The organism is Mesorhizobium sp. BHscii, assembly GCF_053848065.1.
The window spans coordinates 73,353-88,825 of the sequence record NZ_JBSPKW010000020.1; the positions used below are offsets into that span (position 1 = coordinate 73,353).

At 59.7% G+C, this 15,473-nt stretch carries 17 protein-coding genes; 8 read left to right on the plus strand and 9 right to left on the minus strand.

Annotated elements, in window-relative coordinates:
• Positions 1-93 precede the first annotated feature (93 nt).
• The 5 genes from ACWTU7_RS24145 to ACWTU7_RS24165 form a co-directional block, all read right to left on the minus strand.
• Positions 94-438 (minus strand): hypothetical protein, encoded by a 345-nt coding sequence (locus ACWTU7_RS24145; RefSeq protein ID WP_455840590.1) that lies wholly within the window; start codon positions 436-438, stop codon positions 94-96.
• Positions 417-629, minus strand: a complete 213-nt coding sequence (locus ACWTU7_RS24150) for a hypothetical protein (protein WP_455840589.1) — start codon at positions 627-629, stop codon at positions 417-419. Before ACWTU7_RS24150 ends, ACWTU7_RS24145 begins: the two co-directional genes overlap by 22 nt.
• A gap of 251 nt (positions 630-880) precedes the next feature.
• The gene (locus tag ACWTU7_RS24155; RefSeq protein ID WP_029351719.1) at positions 881-1,099 is read right to left on the minus strand and encodes a hypothetical protein; all 219 of its coding nucleotides are present in this window, start codon (positions 1,097-1,099) and stop codon (positions 881-883) included.
• A complete protein-coding gene (locus tag ACWTU7_RS24160; RefSeq protein ID WP_455846550.1) occupies positions 1,096-1,728 on the minus strand; it encodes an N-acetylmuramidase domain-containing protein in 633 nt (210 codons plus the stop codon). Before ACWTU7_RS24160 ends, ACWTU7_RS24155 begins: the two co-directional genes overlap by 4 nt.
• Positions 1,632-1,913, minus strand: a complete 282-nt coding sequence (locus tag ACWTU7_RS24165) for an N-acetylmuramidase domain-containing protein (protein WP_455840588.1) — start codon at positions 1,911-1,913, stop codon at positions 1,632-1,634. The genes ACWTU7_RS24160 and ACWTU7_RS24165 overlap by 97 nt, the downstream gene beginning before the upstream one ends.
• Before the next feature lie 100 nt (positions 1,914-2,013).
• Between ACWTU7_RS24165 and ACWTU7_RS24170 the strand changes: the two genes are divergently transcribed.
• The 3 genes from ACWTU7_RS24170 (at position 2,014) to ACWTU7_RS24180 (ending at position 4,129) form a co-directional block, all read left to right on the plus strand.
• A complete protein-coding gene (locus ACWTU7_RS24170) occupies positions 2,014-2,193 on the plus strand; it encodes a hypothetical protein (protein ID WP_455840587.1) in 180 nt (59 codons plus the stop codon).
• Between the two features lie 422 nt (positions 2,194-2,615).
• The gene (locus tag ACWTU7_RS24175; protein WP_455840586.1) at positions 2,616-2,816 is read left to right on the plus strand and encodes a hypothetical protein; all 201 of its coding nucleotides are present in this window, start codon (positions 2,616-2,618) and stop codon (positions 2,814-2,816) included.
• Positions 2,817-3,580: 764 nt separating this feature from the next.
• Positions 3,581-4,129 carry an acyltransferase gene (locus tag ACWTU7_RS24180; RefSeq protein ID WP_455840585.1) on the plus strand — a complete coding sequence of 183 codons (549 nt, stop codon included), beginning with the start codon at positions 3,581-3,583 and terminating at the stop codon, positions 4,127-4,129.
• Here the strand turns inward: ACWTU7_RS24180 and ACWTU7_RS24185 are convergent.
• The 4 genes from ACWTU7_RS24185 to ACWTU7_RS24200 form a co-directional block, all read right to left on the minus strand.
• Positions 4,122-4,490 (minus strand): hypothetical protein, encoded by a 369-nt coding sequence (locus ACWTU7_RS24185; RefSeq protein WP_455840584.1) that lies wholly within the window; start codon positions 4,488-4,490, stop codon positions 4,122-4,124. The genes ACWTU7_RS24180 and ACWTU7_RS24185 overlap by 8 nt on opposite strands.
• Before the next feature lie 583 nt (positions 4,491-5,073).
• Positions 5,074-5,592 carry an SGNH/GDSL hydrolase family protein gene (locus tag ACWTU7_RS24190; protein WP_455846549.1) on the minus strand — a complete coding sequence of 173 codons (519 nt, stop codon included), beginning with the start codon at positions 5,590-5,592 and terminating at the stop codon, positions 5,074-5,076.
• 1,074 nt (positions 5,593-6,666) lie between these two features.
• Positions 6,667-7,446, minus strand: a complete 780-nt coding sequence (locus tag ACWTU7_RS24195) for a hypothetical protein (RefSeq protein WP_455840583.1) — start codon at positions 7,444-7,446, stop codon at positions 6,667-6,669.
• Between the two features lie 456 nt (positions 7,447-7,902).
• Positions 7,903-9,078: a glycosyltransferase family 2 protein gene (locus ACWTU7_RS24200; RefSeq protein ID WP_455840582.1), complete on the minus strand. Its 1,176-nt coding sequence runs from the start codon at positions 9,076-9,078 to the stop codon at positions 7,903-7,905.
• A 258-nt stretch (positions 9,079-9,336) separates the two neighbouring features.
• Here ACWTU7_RS24200 and ACWTU7_RS24205 point away from each other — a divergent pair, with 258 nt between their 5' ends.
• The 5 genes from ACWTU7_RS24205 (at position 9,337) to ACWTU7_RS24225 (ending at position 15,360) form a co-directional block, all read left to right on the plus strand.
• On the plus strand, positions 9,337-10,365 hold the full coding sequence (locus ACWTU7_RS24205; protein ID WP_455840581.1) for a polysaccharide deacetylase family protein: 1,029 nt from the start codon (positions 9,337-9,339) through the stop codon (positions 10,363-10,365).
• Positions 10,365-11,210 (plus strand): ABC transporter permease, encoded by an 846-nt coding sequence (locus ACWTU7_RS24210; RefSeq protein WP_455840580.1) that lies wholly within the window; start codon positions 10,365-10,367, stop codon positions 11,208-11,210. Before ACWTU7_RS24205 ends, ACWTU7_RS24210 begins: the two co-directional genes overlap by 1 nt.
• 88 nt (positions 11,211-11,298) lie before the next feature.
• Positions 11,299-12,249, plus strand: a complete 951-nt coding sequence (locus ACWTU7_RS24215; RefSeq protein ID WP_166487892.1) for a glycosyltransferase family 2 protein — start codon at positions 11,299-11,301, stop codon at positions 12,247-12,249.
• A gap of 241 nt (positions 12,250-12,490) precedes the next feature.
• A complete protein-coding gene (locus tag ACWTU7_RS24220; RefSeq protein ID WP_455840579.1) occupies positions 12,491-14,119 on the plus strand; it encodes a glycosyltransferase family 2 protein in 1,629 nt (542 codons plus the stop codon).
• A gap of 5 nt (positions 14,120-14,124) precedes the next feature.
• Positions 14,125-15,360 (plus strand): ABC transporter ATP-binding protein, encoded by a 1,236-nt coding sequence (locus ACWTU7_RS24225; RefSeq protein WP_455840578.1) that lies wholly within the window; start codon positions 14,125-14,127, stop codon positions 15,358-15,360.
• The last annotated feature ends 113 nt before the right edge of the window (positions 15,361-15,473 follow it).

Here is a 15,473-nt window from a genome sequence, read left to right on the forward strand (position 1 = left end):
GTGCGTAACGCGCACCGTCGCCCGTGGTTCCGCACCTTCACCCGGGTCTCCCGCAAGAGGCTGTTACTGCGGCGCAATAAGACAGGCGCGATCTCACTCCTCCTTCTCCGGCTTGAACCGCCTCACCACCACCTCGAAGACGATGTCCGAAATCCACATCGCCGAGACGCCGATGAGGAACGCCGCGGCCAGCGTCGTGGTGTCGTCGTCAGGCGACGGAATCGGCAGGCCGGCGCGGATGTAGTGCACCACGGGAAGCGTCAGGTAGGCCGCCGCCAGCGCGCTGCAGATCGGCGACGCCACCATCTCGCGAACCTTGTAGCGGTGGCGCGACAAGGCCCGCAGAATGCCGCCGGAAAGGCCGGCGACCACCACCGGCGCCTTGATGCCGAGAGCATCGAGAAACTCCTGTATCATCACGGCCTCCACCCGCACCATCTGGCGCCCTTCCCGTTGTAGGCATTCACCTCGTCGAGCTCGGCCCGCGACATGGCGGCGACGACGAGGGCGGATGGACGCCGCGCCTGATTGTGGTCGCACCAGACCTGGCGCGCGGGCGAAACCGGCGTTGTGCATCCGGCGAGCAGCAGGCCCCCGAGCAGCAGACCGATCGTCAGTGCCTTGCCCATCGCATCGCCTCCCGCCGTGCGGCTTCGTCCGGCAGGTCGCGCGCCGCGCGTTCGACATCGGTCGCCTCGCGGTCCATTTCGAGGCGATCCTGCGCCGCGGCGAGTTTTCCGCCGCTCGCCTGGCCGTATCCTTCCTGGCCCGGCTGATGCCGCCGGCGACAAACAGGCCGATGCCGCCGACGAGTGCTGCGAAGATCGCCATGATCGCCTTGTTGCCGGCGAGCGCGCTCAGCATGGAAAGCACCCACATCTCAATTGCCCTCCACGGCGGGCTGTCTTCTGACGAGGCCGGCGACGCCGTCGCGGACGACATTCATCAGGATCTTGAGCAGGGTCAGCACCCCGGTGATCTTGAGCGCCAGGGCCGCGTCGATGCCGAACATCGTCCAGTCGAAGCCGACCAGGCCGGTAAGCAGCAGGATCAGCACATTGATCAGATTGTGCGCGGCATTGGTATTGAACCACGTCATGGCTTTGCCTTTCGAAACAAAGAGGGGGCCTTTCGAAACAAGGAGAGGATAGCGGCGACCAACGGAGCCAGGACCGCGGCCCAGAATCCGGGCAACGGCCCGGGCCGGACTCCAGCCCTGCCCGGCTCTGCCTCCGAAGTCGGGGAACCGTTCAGCTGCGGAGCCTGCGGGATCGGAACAGGCGCTGGAGGCTGTGCTGGGGCAGCGGGCGGCCACGGCGTGTCCTTGATCCCAGACCATTTGCGGAACGCGTCGGCAAGCCTGATATCGTAGGCGTTTTTCCCAAAGGATGCGCCGTTATAACCCTTGGCAAAGCCGGCCCAATCATGCTTGCGCAATTTGTCGTCGAGCCGGTTGGCGGCGATGAAATTGACCGCCGCCGCCAGCTGCAGCGCCTCGTCCTCCATCATGGCTTCGACCATGGCCTGCACGGTGGGGAAGCCGGCCGCCTTGAAATTCTCGCCGAGAACCTGGCCGAGGCCCCACGACGCCGATCTGAGCGCCGCCGTCTCGTCGATCGCGATAGCCGCTTTCAGGCGCGGATAGCTGTCCCGGGGATAAGGCTTTTCGCCCCACCTGACATAGGCAAGTCCGGCCGCGACTGCTTGCGCACGCTTCGCCCCCGACAGGTTGCGGAAAAGACATGCGGCTCGAACAGGATGATCGGCCGGCCATGGGCGTCGAAGCCATGCCCGCTGGTCTCGACCTCGAGAAAGGCGTGGATCTCATCCTCGCCGACGCCGATTCTGGCGCCAAGTTTTGGCAGATCGAGGTCGTCCAGGCGCCTGGCGGCACCCTTGAACGTGGTATCCATGGTCTTGTCCTTTCCGCCCAGGTCGCGGGCAGGTTGATGTTTGCAACCGACTGTGTGAAATGAGCCCCAAGAGGAGCGGAGATCGGGAGGACAGCGGCCCATGTCGCAAGATGAAGGAACGGCGCGCTGGACGCTGAAGGCCGAGCTATGCGCGGTCGGTCGCGATAAGCCCTTGCTTGTGGCGCTGGCAGCGATCCTGTGCCTCTATTGCGGGCTGGTCGCCGGGCCGATCCTCTATGCGTTCCTGGCCATCCGGGGCATGGCGGATTTCTTCAAGTGAGGGTGTTGACCATTTGAGAACAACTCCGTCCGCGTCGCCACCTGAACCGAAATTGCTTAGCCGGGATGAAACTGCTCCCATGAACCGTTCGTACCTTGTGGGACACAGGGTGCGGACGTGACAATAAGGATCAGACTACCGGGCGGGACTTTGAAGATCAAGACGAGGGACGAGCTGCGCCGCCGCGAACAGAAGCGCGAAGTTCCGGTCTGGCAGGTCGGAAATTACTTCATCGTCTGGTGGCCGAGCAGCATGTCGGATCGTCCGTCCAGGCCCCCGCCAAAATGATGAACCAGAGCCTGCGCCCCGACCCTTCTGGAGACAGGCCCAGAAGATAGCCCCAGAAATAGTCCATGAGCGGCTGTTGACTCTTCCGCCGCGGAAGCTCTCTAATTGCTGCGCTGCACAATGGGGTTGGGCTGATGGCGGTTCGTATCAAGTTGCCGGGCGGCACCTTGAAGGTGAAGGTGTATCGGGAGTTGCGCGAGCGCGAGCGCGCCCGCCGCATCCCTGTCGTCAAGATCGGTTCGGTCTATTTCACCTGGTGGTCGAACCGCCAGCGTCCTCTAGATAACCCGCCGGGTGCACCGGACGATCCTGACCAATCCCGGGCAACGCCTTGACGCCCTGAACGTCATCAGGCGCCTGCGCTTCCTTCCGGAAACAGTCAAAACTCGCACATCCCTTGGGGAAGTTCTCTACTTGCTGCATTGCACATCATCGTTGCGTTGCACGGCGGGAGTTGAACCGATGGCAGTGCGTATCAAAACCGGGCGGCTATCGCGAATTGCGGGTGCGCGAACGCGAGCGCCGCGTGCCAGTCATGAAGATTGGTTCGCTCTATTTTGTCTGGTAGTCGAACAGCCAGCCTCACGACAAGCCGCAAGACAGCCGTCATTAGTCTTTGCAGTCTTTGCGGCATTCGCCTGCGCGGGCTACGGCGTGTCTTTTGGACGCGCAAGCCAGCCAGCCGCCGCCGAAATTCTCGACTCACAAGATCGCTCGGTACAAACCTATCTACGGTCGACGAAATGCTACTTGCACAGGCTGTGCCCGGGGGCGTGTCGAGCCAAACGAATTACCGCGTGAACAACCTCACGATCACGCTTGCAAAGCGGAGATGCTTGCCGCAAATGATGGGCGGCCCAACGGATCTGCCCCTGACAATGCGAACTGACCTGCCGGTGGGATAAACCATCAGCGCTTTCCGGTTCCAAGCGATCGATGGTCGGCGCATCCCTGCGCCAATGGTGGAAACCGACGACGAGCACGACGCGCGGGCAGCATTGAAGGTGCTTTGTGCGCAAATACCACAACCTCATTGTCTGCGACGGATCGCAGGTTATCGCCGAGAGGCAGCAACAGACACGATACGGAACACACTGACATGCCTTTTGTGCCGCCCTTTCTGCAACGCCTAGCGGGCGTCAATGTCGGCGCCGGCACGAAGATGGCCATTCAGAGCGTCCACACTGCCCGCCGTGGCCATCACTCGATCGGCGAGGACGGTATCATCAACTGCCGTTTCTCGTTTGACCGGTCAGCAGCCCAAATCACGATCGGCCGCCGTTGCTTCATCGGCAAGAGCCACCTAGTCGCCGCCGAGCACATCAGGATCGGCGATGACGTCGTTATTTCCTGGGGTACGACGATCGTTGACCACAACTCGCATTCGCTGGATTGGAAGCAGCGAGCCAACGACGTCGCGGACTGGCATCAGGGCAAAAAGAACTGGTCGGATGTCGGCATCGCGCCGGTCACGATCGAGGAGAATGTCTGGATCGGCTTTGGCGTGACAATCCTGAAAGGCGTCACGATCGGCAAGGGCGCGGTCGTTGGCGCGGCGTCTGTCGTCACGAAGGACGTAGAGCCCTTCACGGTCGTTGCCGGCGTTCCGGCCAAAAGGGTCCGCGACCTCTCAGAATCGACTACTTAGTGCTGCAGAGCGCTCCGGCCATGTACGCCATGTTCCGCAGCGCAGTCTTGGGCGCGAACCTGAGAAATTCGGTTCGCAGCTTGTATTTCAACCAACCCTTTGACGGGCCGGCCAGGTGCTGCTCATAAGCGAGATCGTGAGCAAACGTCATCAGCCTGTCGACCTTGAGGCCGGACGTTTTGAGCAGATTTTCGAACGTCTGAGGAGTATAAAAATTGATGTGCCCATAGGGTCCGGACGTGCGGATCGCCTTGGTGAGATTTCGCGTATGCTCCAGCGGCACCTCGATGTAGAGCTTCTTGCAGACCCTCGCCGCCTCCATCAAAAACATCCCTTCGTGCTCGACGACGTGGATGGCCAATCCAGGTCGAACGACTTGTCGGAGTGCCAAATGTGGAAGCCAAAAAAACATCGAGCTCTTCCGACTAGGGATTTTCCGTGCCTTGATGGCCTCAATACCCGAGGTGGAAATCTCGTCGGCCCCGAGTGTCTTTGCCAGATTCGTTTGTTGAGCTTGTCCAGCACAGCCCCTTCACCGGCCCCGATATCAAGGACCTTTTCGAAGGTCTCCCCCGGGAGGATCGCTTCTATATGGCCGACTGATTGCTGCGAAGCAATTTCGCGTTTCGCGGCTACTTTGCCATCTGCGTAGTAATCATCATAGATCGCTATAATGCTGCCGGCGTCCGCCATAGAGAAATCCTCCTAAGGATCACCCCCGCCAAGCCAACCGTGCCATAGTGCGCGAACCGCGTCCAGTGCGGACTAGGCGCCTCCCAGCCACACTTCGACGAGCCTTCGGCATCGTCCGTAGGCACTGTGATTCCTCGACAATAAGTTCGGGTCATTGAACTGTTAGGATCTTCTTTCCGACGATCACCCATTCCTCGCCCTCTTCAAGCGTCGCGATCACTTTACCCTTGCACTGAATAGCGAATGTGGCCTTATCCCCTTTCCGCGACGTATTCGATGAAGCGCAACGCATTGCCGTCGTGGCCGGCGTCGTTGAAGTGCAGGCCTTCTTGATAGGCCCCCGAGTTGATGTAATCGAACCCGTCGATCGGGATCGTCGGCACATTGCGCGACCGGTAGGTTTGGCGGATCGCGCCAAGCGCTGCGTCGTATGTTCGGCCGCCCGTATAGCTGCCATCCCAAGACGAGGACGGGGGCGTTGGCGGCATTACGATGATGCGGGGCGCCAGGGCCGCTTCCAGCGTGTTGATGATCGACGTGATGTTCGTTGAAATCGTCGCCGGCGGCGTGCCAAAGCTGTCGTTGATGCCCAGGGCGAGGACCGGCACGATCTTGCCGCCAGCATAGCCGCATTGTGCGACCGCAGAAGCAAGGCGCGGCGCGTTGAAGGACGCGAATGTATAGCTTCCGTGCGCGGCGCGCGGCGTCCGCAGACGCGGGCGCGAGCCGGTCGCCTTTATGCCGAGACGGATAAGCCCGGTGATCTCCACAGGTCCGCCTGCGACCGTGAGGGTATAGCTTTCGGCTCGCTGCCTGCCCTGTCAGGGACGGGCCGGAATATTGATCGAGTGCCAGAGCACCGGCAGCGTTCACAGTCTTGTAGGCCGCGCCGCCGTTGAAGGCGAAGGCGAGCGAGCCTTGACCGGCGTCCTGGGTGTGGTGGACGTCGACCTGTTCATAGGCGCCCGTGAACGCCAGGGACGCACCATCCGCAAGGATGATGCTTTCGCCGAGCGGCCCGCGCGTTCCCGTCGAGACGGTTCCGCTGGTCGTGACGCCATAGAAGGCGGGCGTGTAGGTAGAGCTTGGCCGCAGCGCCGTCATGCCCGGTTCATCGTCAGCAATAACGACATTTGCGAACTGCGTGACGCGATTGAACCAGTGTGCGGGGCCGTTGCTGGCCAGCGCCCAATGACAGCCGGAACCGCTTGCCCCGGCATTAACTTCGGTAATGTACCCATCGGACGGCGCTGGCGTTTGCATGACAACGCTGTAGTTCGACGGGGTATTCGTGCCTGTGTTGACCAATGACGGCCAGCCAACAACCTGCTCTGATCCGACAATATCAGCCAGTTCGTTTGCGGTAACATAGGCAGCACGCGCCTTGACGCCGATTTCGCCCGTGAAAGTTGCCTTCCATTGCGGGCCATTGGTAAAACCAATGGTCTTGGCGGTGTTCGACGTAGGAACCGCCGCCGTGAACCACTCGGCTTCGCCGTTCGGAATGGCCCCCGCCGTATAGTACCAGGTGCCGGAGCCGGTGCGCTGGAGGCCCATGACACTGCCGGCCGGTTTCAGGATCGAGAGCCCCGAGTTGACGGAGGACGGGCCGGCAACCGCAAGGATGGTTTGTTCAGAGACGAGACTCAGCGTGCCGTCGCCCTCGACGTGGGCAAAGACGACATGAATGGTCCCGGCTGTCACACCGAAACCGAGCTCTACGCTCGACAGATTTTCATCTATCGCGGACAGAAACCCCGGCCAGTAATAGACAGAAGTGTTAGTGATAGCCGTGCTGCCGACCGAGCCGGTAATGGCAACCGGACCCACCGTCCGCGATCCGATCAAGGCGATGACTTCCGCCGCTGACGAACGCCCGTGTCGATGGCAACCGGCCCCGCCACTACGTTGTCCATTCCGAGGATACCGGCGCCGATTTCGGTCCAAAAGTATTCACCAACCTCAACATTCCGGGCAAGAACCGGTGGGACGCTGGTACCAGCGAGGCCGGCTGACGCGCCAAAGCTAAAAGCAGGCGCGGTGGTATAGGAACCCGACGCCGTGATGAGGATCATAGTGACTACGCAGCCAGCGACGATGAACCGACCGGCAGCGCCAGAGCCAACACCGCCAGTAATGGCGAGATCGAATGTCCCATCAGTCCCGCCAGCACCGCCCACGAGCGCACCGCTACCAACGATACCAAAGCCGACCGCCGCCACGATCGTCGGGAAGATGCCCTTGCCATACAGGGACGCGTCGCGCGCCGCCTGGGCGCTGGCCAGATTGGCCGCGGTTGCTACGACATCGGCGGCGGTTTGTCCGGCATTGGCGGCGGAGGTGGAGGCGCTGGCAGCTGCGTGGCCGGCACTGGCCTCAGTGGCATCCTTTAGCACCTTCGTTTCATCGCGCAGCGCTTCCGCCTCATCGACAACGTCTGAAATGTCGGGCGACACAAACGGGATAATGGCGATGGCGTCGGTGCCCACGACCGGCTCGTCGGCCGTAAACTGAAACACCCGGTCGGCATTGACTGTCCCTATCTGGGTGTGGACCGTCGTTCCGTTCTGCAAGGTGCGGGCGGTGCGGGCATCGGCGGCGCGAAGCCATTCGCCTTCGCTCACCGTGTAGATCCCGTTCTTCGTCGGGTCGGACTGGTTCCTTGACCAGCACGCGGTCGCCAACCTCGCATGGCACGCCGTCGATGGTTTTCAGGCCATGAAGGAGGATGTTGGCTGTGGTCGCCAGACGCACGGGTTCGCGTTCGCCGGTCAGAAGTCGAACGGCGGCAGTTGCAGGTCGGGCCATCAGGCTTGCTCCATGAAAAAAGCCTCGGCGAAGCGAGGCTTAAAAGTGCTCTATGATTTCAGCGCGCACCACAGGACCTGCCCGTCGAATGTCGATGCCAGCCGCGACGATCGCGTCCGTACTTGCGGATGCGCAGGCTTCGAATATCACGTCAGTTTTCTGCTGTCTGCCGAGATTGCGCTTTCTAGGCGGGGCGTCCCTTAGCAGTCGCTTAGCACCTGTCATTTCAGCCGGTCTCAGATCAGGGGTGCCGGCACCTCGTGTTTGAGACCTTAAGCGCCGTCTTCGACGAGAGCGGACGGATCAATACTCCTCGGACCTGACTCGCGAAGCTGGCGCGGCGTTGGCGTCTTGAGGGCCATCTGGACTCGCCTTCGAAGCCACTCCGGAGGAAATGGCTGGCAGATGAAGGTCGGATCGGCGTCGAAGAAACGCTCTGAGGTACAGATGGAATGCGGCGAGGTCGGAACTATGCGCTGTTTAACGGCAAGCATTCTTGGTACAAAGCGACACAGCCGCCGCCACAGGTCTTGTGCGGACGGCTTTGCGAAGACATGAAACAGCGCGGCCGGATCGATCCGTGTTGCGTGGACAAGCGGAGCGATGGCCGCGCCTGGCGACGTGCGCGCGGCTTCGCTGCCATAATACGCTGAAGCCACGCCATCGGACCAACGAAACAAGAAAGAAGCTAGCTTGGGATGTCGCGTGCGGACTGTTTCAAGGACGATCCGGTGCGATGTCAGCATGACGACATACCTGGTCGACATAGAAGATAGTGATCGCCGGTAACCAATCAGATACTCGGGAACGACATCATAATCGCAGATCGCGGCAATGTTGAGCTGCATCTGCAAGTCTTCGGCTCCTTGGGCGCCTGCGGCTCTGAGCGACGGGTCGTATCCCCCGGTTGCCATAAGAACCGATCGCCTGATTAGCGGTGAACTTGCATTGCCGATAAAATTCTCGACCAGCACCCAGTTGTGAACGTCCCCGCGAGCGAGAGTTGGCGGGGAGCATTCGACCACCCAATCATCATCATCGATGACCCGATACCATGCGTAGACAAGGCCGAGAGACGGCCGCGACTGAAAGAGGCTGTGCTGCTTTTCCAGCTTTGTCGGGTGCCACACATCATCCGCATCAAGTGGCGCTATAAACTCACCCTTCGCCGCATGAATTGCCAGGTTTCTGGCGACAGCAACCCCTTGGTTCTGCTGTCTCAGAAGAGAAATACGCGGATCACTGGTTGCAAACGCCTCGACGATCTCAGCGGTCCGGTCGGTCGACCCGTCATCGACCACTATGATCTCCAGCTGGTTGAAAGTTTGCGAGGCGGCCGACTGAAGGGTGTGTCGGATGGTCTTTTCCGCGTTGTAGGCAGGAATGATGACGGAAACTGCGGGTTGCATATCGAAAAAAACCTGCTTTTGATGAAGGATGAATGCCACCGGCCTAAATACTAGCATGCTCGAACGGGATGGTATCAAGCCGCCTGTCCCTACCGGCTACTTCAACATCTGAGAATTCGCCCGGTATTCGCACTTACGGCGGCGACATGTGCTAATATGCTGGTTTCAATCCGCCGAAACTCGTGGATGCCTTCATGCTTCCTCATTTCGCTCACATCCGTGCCCGTGGCCTCATGGTCTTATTGCCATCAGCTATATGCTTGAACACTCACATGTATCGCGTTTCTGCCGATCGGGATGGCATCCGCGATCGGACGTGACCGTGGTTTTTACGTTTCCTGCGGCGGGAGAACGATGGTGATCCCGCGCGTTCTCCTGCAGCTTCGTCGGCTGGTGCGGCGTCGACGCCTGCGCCGTGCTCCCATCATACTGATGTACCATCGCGTTGCAGATATCGCCGTCGATCCGTGGAGCCTAGCCGTCCATCCGGCGAGGTTCGACGAACAAATCGAAGCGCTGACGCGGAGCCGGCGGGTGGTGCATTTGCATGAGCTGTTCGATGTCATCGCACAGGGAAAGCCAGGCAAACCGCTTGCGGTTGTCACGTTTGACGACGGCTATCACGACGTCTACAGCAACGCTCGCCCTATCCTGCAGCGTCACGACTGCCCGATGACGCTGTTTGTTGCGACGGGAGCAATCGGAAGCGGCAGAGAATTCTGGTGGGATGCGCTCACGCGCATCTGTCTTGAGACGCCTGAGCTGCCTGACCAACTCGACATCACGATCGAGGGAGGCAGGCATCACTGGCTTATCCCGAAGATGGTGGATCAGGCCGGCCGTGACAAAGTCTACCGGGAGGTGTGGTCGGCGCTCCGAACGCTGCCGTATGAGCGTCAGAACGCACACGTCGAAGACATTGCGAAATGGGCGGGCGTTGGCCTCGACGCCAGGCCAGAGCACTGTATTATGACTCCCGCGGAGGTTGGTGACATCAGTGACGACCTGATCACGATCGGCGGTCATACTGTCAGTCATCCCACGCTTCCGGCCCATTCCTTCGCGACCCAGCTTCGCGAGATCGTCGACGGCCGTTCGGCCTGTGAGCAAATGACCGGGAAGCGCGTCCTCTCTTTTGCATATCCATTCGGAGACCATGACGCTCTGTCGGTATCTGCCGTCAGGGAAGCGGGATTTGAGTTCGCATGCACGACGCGCGCCGGGTGCGTTGCGCCCGAGGCAGACGTGCTGCGTTTACCTCGATTGTATGTCGGCAACTGGTCAGGGGACGAATTCTTGCGAAAAATCGAGGATCATCTGTTCTGATGAACGCACAGCAGACTACCATTATCACTCCTCGACGCGGCTGGTTTGACCTCGATGTCTGGCACCTGTGGCGCTATCGCGATCTGCTGCTCCTGTTCGCGATGCGCGACATCAAAGTCCGCTACAAGCAGACCTTGCTTGGTCCGGCTTGGCTGATCCTGCAGCCCCTGGCGCTTACCGCAGCCTTGACCACCGTGATCAGCGGTATCGCGGGCATTTCAACCGGTGGCCATCCCGCGCCAATCTTTTATCTGACAGCGCTGGTGCTGTGGTCGTATTTTTCCCAAGTCGTCTCCACCGCGAGCCAGGTCTTCATTGCTAACGGTCATCTTTTCAGCAAGATCTACTTCCCGCGACTCGTCGTTCCCGTGTCGTCGCTGCTGTCGAACAGTGTGGCCCTGGCGATCCAGCTTGGCGTCGCATTGGCCTTCTTGCTCTGGTACCAGCTGACAGGAAAAGTGGACGGGTTGTCGTGGCGCCTCGCGTTCTTTCCGCTGGTGATCATCCAGATCGCGGCATTCTCGTTGGCTGTTGGGCTTTGTCTAGGAGCGTCAACCGCGAAGTACCGCGATACAGCGCATATGACTCCGTTCCTCATTCAGATCTGGCTGTTCGTGACGCCGATCATCTTTCCTTTTTCGGCTATTCCCGAGCAGTACCGGACGCTGACCGGATTTCTGAATCCTCTCGCTGTCATAATTGATGAATGGCGCTGGTGCTTCTTCGGCACTTCGGCGGTCGGTGCGCCACAAATCGCTGCAGCGCTTGTCACGACCTCGGTCGTGCTGTTCATCGGCGTCGTGATCTTTCAACGCGTCGAACGAACGGCCATGGACATGCTGTGAAGAGAAATGACAACCCTTGCGGCCCCGTAGAGAGTGAAGGTCGCCCTTCGTCGGCCGCCGCGCATTCTGTACAATGGGCACGACGCCGATGCCATTGATCTCCGTCATCACGCCTTTCCTCAATGTCGAGCGGTTTCTTCCGGACGCGATCGAAAGCGTGCGCGCGCAAACCTTCACCGACTGGGAAATGCTTCTCATTGACGACGGATCATTCGACGGGAGCGTTGCAATCGCGGTGGCTGCGGCAACCGGCGATCCGCGAATCCGTTTCATTCGATCGAACGGCCAGCGTCGCGGCGCCGCCGCGGCGCGCAATGCCGGAATCGCGGCCGCGTCGGGCATGTTCTTCACGTTCCTGGATGGCGACGATATATTTGAGCCGGAAAAATTCGAGACGGAACTTGCGATCTTCGATGCGCATCCTCGCGCCAAGGTCCTTTATGGACCGACCCTGTGGTGGTTCCCCGATGAGCCGCACAGGAACTGGACCGACTCGATGCCACGCCAATCGGGCCGTCTGCACATGCCGCCCGACCTGCTCGACCAGGTCATCGTGCGCCAGCGGGCTCATGTGCCGTGCATCTGCTCGATCATGGTTCATCGCGAAGCTTTGGTAGCGGTGGGCGGCTTCGATGAGGCGTTCGAGCTCTACGAAGACCAGACCCTTCTAGTGAAGCTGCTGTTGCGCTATCCGGTATTCGTGACATCCACGCCCACCGGCCGATACAGGCAGCACCTCGATTCGACATCGGCCAAGGCGACTGCTTCCGGCATCTATGATCGACTGCGCCCGCATGCTGCTCGCATCGGCTTCCTCGAATGGGTTGAGATGCATGCGTCGGCCTCGGGATTGATGACGCCGGAGTTGCAGCGGGCGCTCCGCTTCGCATTTGCGCGCTATCCGGCCCAGCGTCGGCCCCTGACACTTCGTGATAGGTTTGACCTCGCCATTGAAGCCGGACGCCGGTTCGCTCGGCGGCTGACGCCACGCCGCATCCTGTCGAAGGTGTTCAGGCTGCTGACGAGAGCACGGAAGTAGTGGGCGGGACCGGTGGCGCGGATTGGATCGCGACCGAACCTGAGATGTCTGATATTAACGATACCGTATTACGTGAATGACAAGTCGCATCGCCTCGCTGGGGGCGACGTGCTAAAACTAACGAGTGTCCATCATTTCTGTGCCAAAATTCTGTTTGTGGGGCCTACGGTCGCGTTCGATTTCTGGCAACGAACACCAGCCCGTTGCCTCCCTGCGAAGCTAAGGAGAATTTGGCTGTTTCATGCTCGCAGTCGTCATAACAACTTACAACCACACTCGCTTTCTCGAGGAAGCCATTCAGAGCTGTCTTCGTCAAAGCCGGCCGATGGATGAAATTATTGTCGTCGACGACGGATCCACCGACAATCCGGCATCGGTTGTCGAGCGTCATCCAGGCGTGCGCCTGATCAGGCAGGACAATTGCGGGCTCGCGGCCGCCCGAAACACCGGACTGGCGGCTTCCAGATCCGATTACATCACCTTTCTGGACGCGGATGATCGTCTCCTTCCGAATGCCATTGAGACGGGCGTGCGAATGCTGGTTGCGCATCCAGATGCGGTTCTCGCTTACGGAGCTCATCGCTTCATCAATGGAAGCGGTGCGATCGAGTCAGACAAGCATCACGTCGCGCTTACTGAAGATCCTTATCTTCAGTTACTGCGGACGGGAAACTTCATTGCGATGCATGCGACCGTGGTTTATCGGCGGGAGACGCTCGCGGCCATGGGCGGGTTCGACGTTTCAATGCGATCCTGCGAAGACTATGAGCTGTTCTTGCGGATAGCCCGGCGCGGTTCGATCGTAACGCACGACGATGTCGTCGCCGAATATCGCATCCACGGCGACAACATGTCGAACAATCGATCGATGATGCTCGCTGCAGCATTGTCGGTGCTTGACAAGCAGTTGGCAGGTCCGGTTGACGACGACGTGCGTCTTGCAGTCCGCGATGGTAGGCGGTTCTGGAAGACCTACTATACCGGAGAGTTGACTACTGAGGCCTTGCGCGCGATCCGCGCCGAACCCGCCAAAGCGATTCGCATGCTGCGGCAGGCTTTGCAGATGTCGCCGCCAATCACGCTGCAAACGGCGGCATTTAGGATAAAGCGCAAGGTCGGCAGGCTTGTGCAACGGCTGCTCGGAGCTTCCGGCGCTGATTGGCGGGCTCCGCGCGTCGGTTCGGTGCGGTTTGGGGATTTCGCACGCACGATGCCGATGAGCCACTCATTTGGATATGATCGCGGCAAGCCAATAGATCGGTATTATATCGAGAATTTCCTACAATTGAATGCGGCCGACATACATGGCCGTGTGCTGGAAATCGGCGACAACAGCTACACGATGCATTTTGGCGGTGCTCATGTCGTCAAGAGCGACGTGCTGCATGTTGATCCCGATGATCCAAACGCGACCATCATAGGCGACCTGTCGCAGCCCGGAGTGCTGCCGTCAAACGCCTTCGACTGCATCATCCTCACGCAAACACTTCATCTGATCTTCGACATGTCGGCCGCGGTCGCTGCACTGGCCGAAGCGCTCAAGCCCGGGGGCGTGCTGCTGCTAACTGTTCCTGGCATCACCGCGGTCGATCGCGGCGAGTGGGGCAGCACGTGGTTCTGGTCATTGACGCAGGCGGCGTTGGCGAAGTTGCTTGCGAAATCCTTCAGCACGGCGAACATGGCGCTCGAAACCCACGGCAACGTCTTTGCGGCAGTTTGTTTTCTTCAGGGACTCGCCAAGGAAGAAGTTTCTGACCAGAAGCTCGACGTCCGGGATACCGCCTATCCTATCGTTGTCACGGCGCGCGTCGTGAAGGACGGGCTGACCGCGGATCAACCCGGCGGTCGAACCGCAAATGTTACGGCTTGAGATCGATGACAGAATTGCCAGCCGTTGAGGTTCGAGGACTTTCCAAGCGCTACCGGCGCGGCGCGATCGGCGTGCGCTCATTGCGTGAGGAGGTCGAACAACTTGTCGCGCGTTTGCGCTCGCGGGAAGCCAAAGCTTCCCTCAACGAATTTTTCGCCATCAAGAACATCACTTTTTCCGTTCCGACTGGCACCGTGTGCGGTATCATCGGACGCAACGGCTCGGGAAAGACCACGCTGCTCAAGGTTTTGACCTCGATCACGGCTCCGGATGAGGGTGAGGCAGTGATGCGAGGCCGGATCGGAAGCTTGCTGGAGGTAGGGGCCGGATTCCATCCGGATCTCGACGGGATCGAGAACATCTACCTCAACGGCGCGATCCTCGGCATGAGTAAGGCCGAGATCACGCGTAAGCTAGACCGGATCATCAAATTTGCCGATATCGGCAGCTTTCTCGAAACGCCGGTCAAGCGCTATTCGTCCGGCATGTATGTTCGGCTTGCCTTCGCGATCGCTGCTCATCTGGAGCCGGAGATTCTCGTCGTCGACGAGGTGCTTGCTGTCGGCGATGCTGAATTTCAAAGGAAATGTATCGGCACGATGAAGAACGTCGCGGGGGAAGGTCGGACCGTGCTGTTCGTGAGCCACAACATGGCCATGGTTCGGCAGCATTGCACAAAAGCGATTTATCTGGACCGCGGCCTTCTGAAGGATTTTGGCGAGGCATCATCGATCATCGATGCGTACCTGTCGAACACCGCCTCGAGCAGCAACGGTTCCGAGCGCGTTGGCGATGAAGACCTCTGGATGCAGGTCGCTATTGTGTATCCGGGTACGCGCGAGCGATGCAGCCAACTCAAGTTTGGTGGCGATTACGATTTTGTGCTGAAGCTGGGCGCGAGGAATTCGTTTCACCGAAGCGTGGTTCATATCCAGATTTTTGATCAGGAAGGCAACTTGATCTCTGTGCTCGAAAGCCTCGCGGAAGGTGTTGGCCAATTTGACATAGTTGGGAAGGCCAAGGTCGTATTCAGCGTGCGATCGTTGGGATTGTTGCCAGGCACTTATACCGCTGGAGCGGCTCTCTATGCGTGGGGAGAGGATGACCCGGACCTCGCAAGCGAGAACTTGCTAACGTTCGACGTTGTTGCAGCAACAGTCAATGACTCCTATTGGCCATATCTGAAAGAGCACGGGATTGTGCGACTGTCGCATTCTGCCCAGTTGCTTAAGCTGGATTGAAGGCGCGTGGAGTGACGTCCTGGCGAATGAATCTTCGATGTAGTTCAATTCGTCGACCGCGCGACCGCAACGCTGAAATCAATCGCGCGCGCCCTGCAAAGACTGAAGGACAA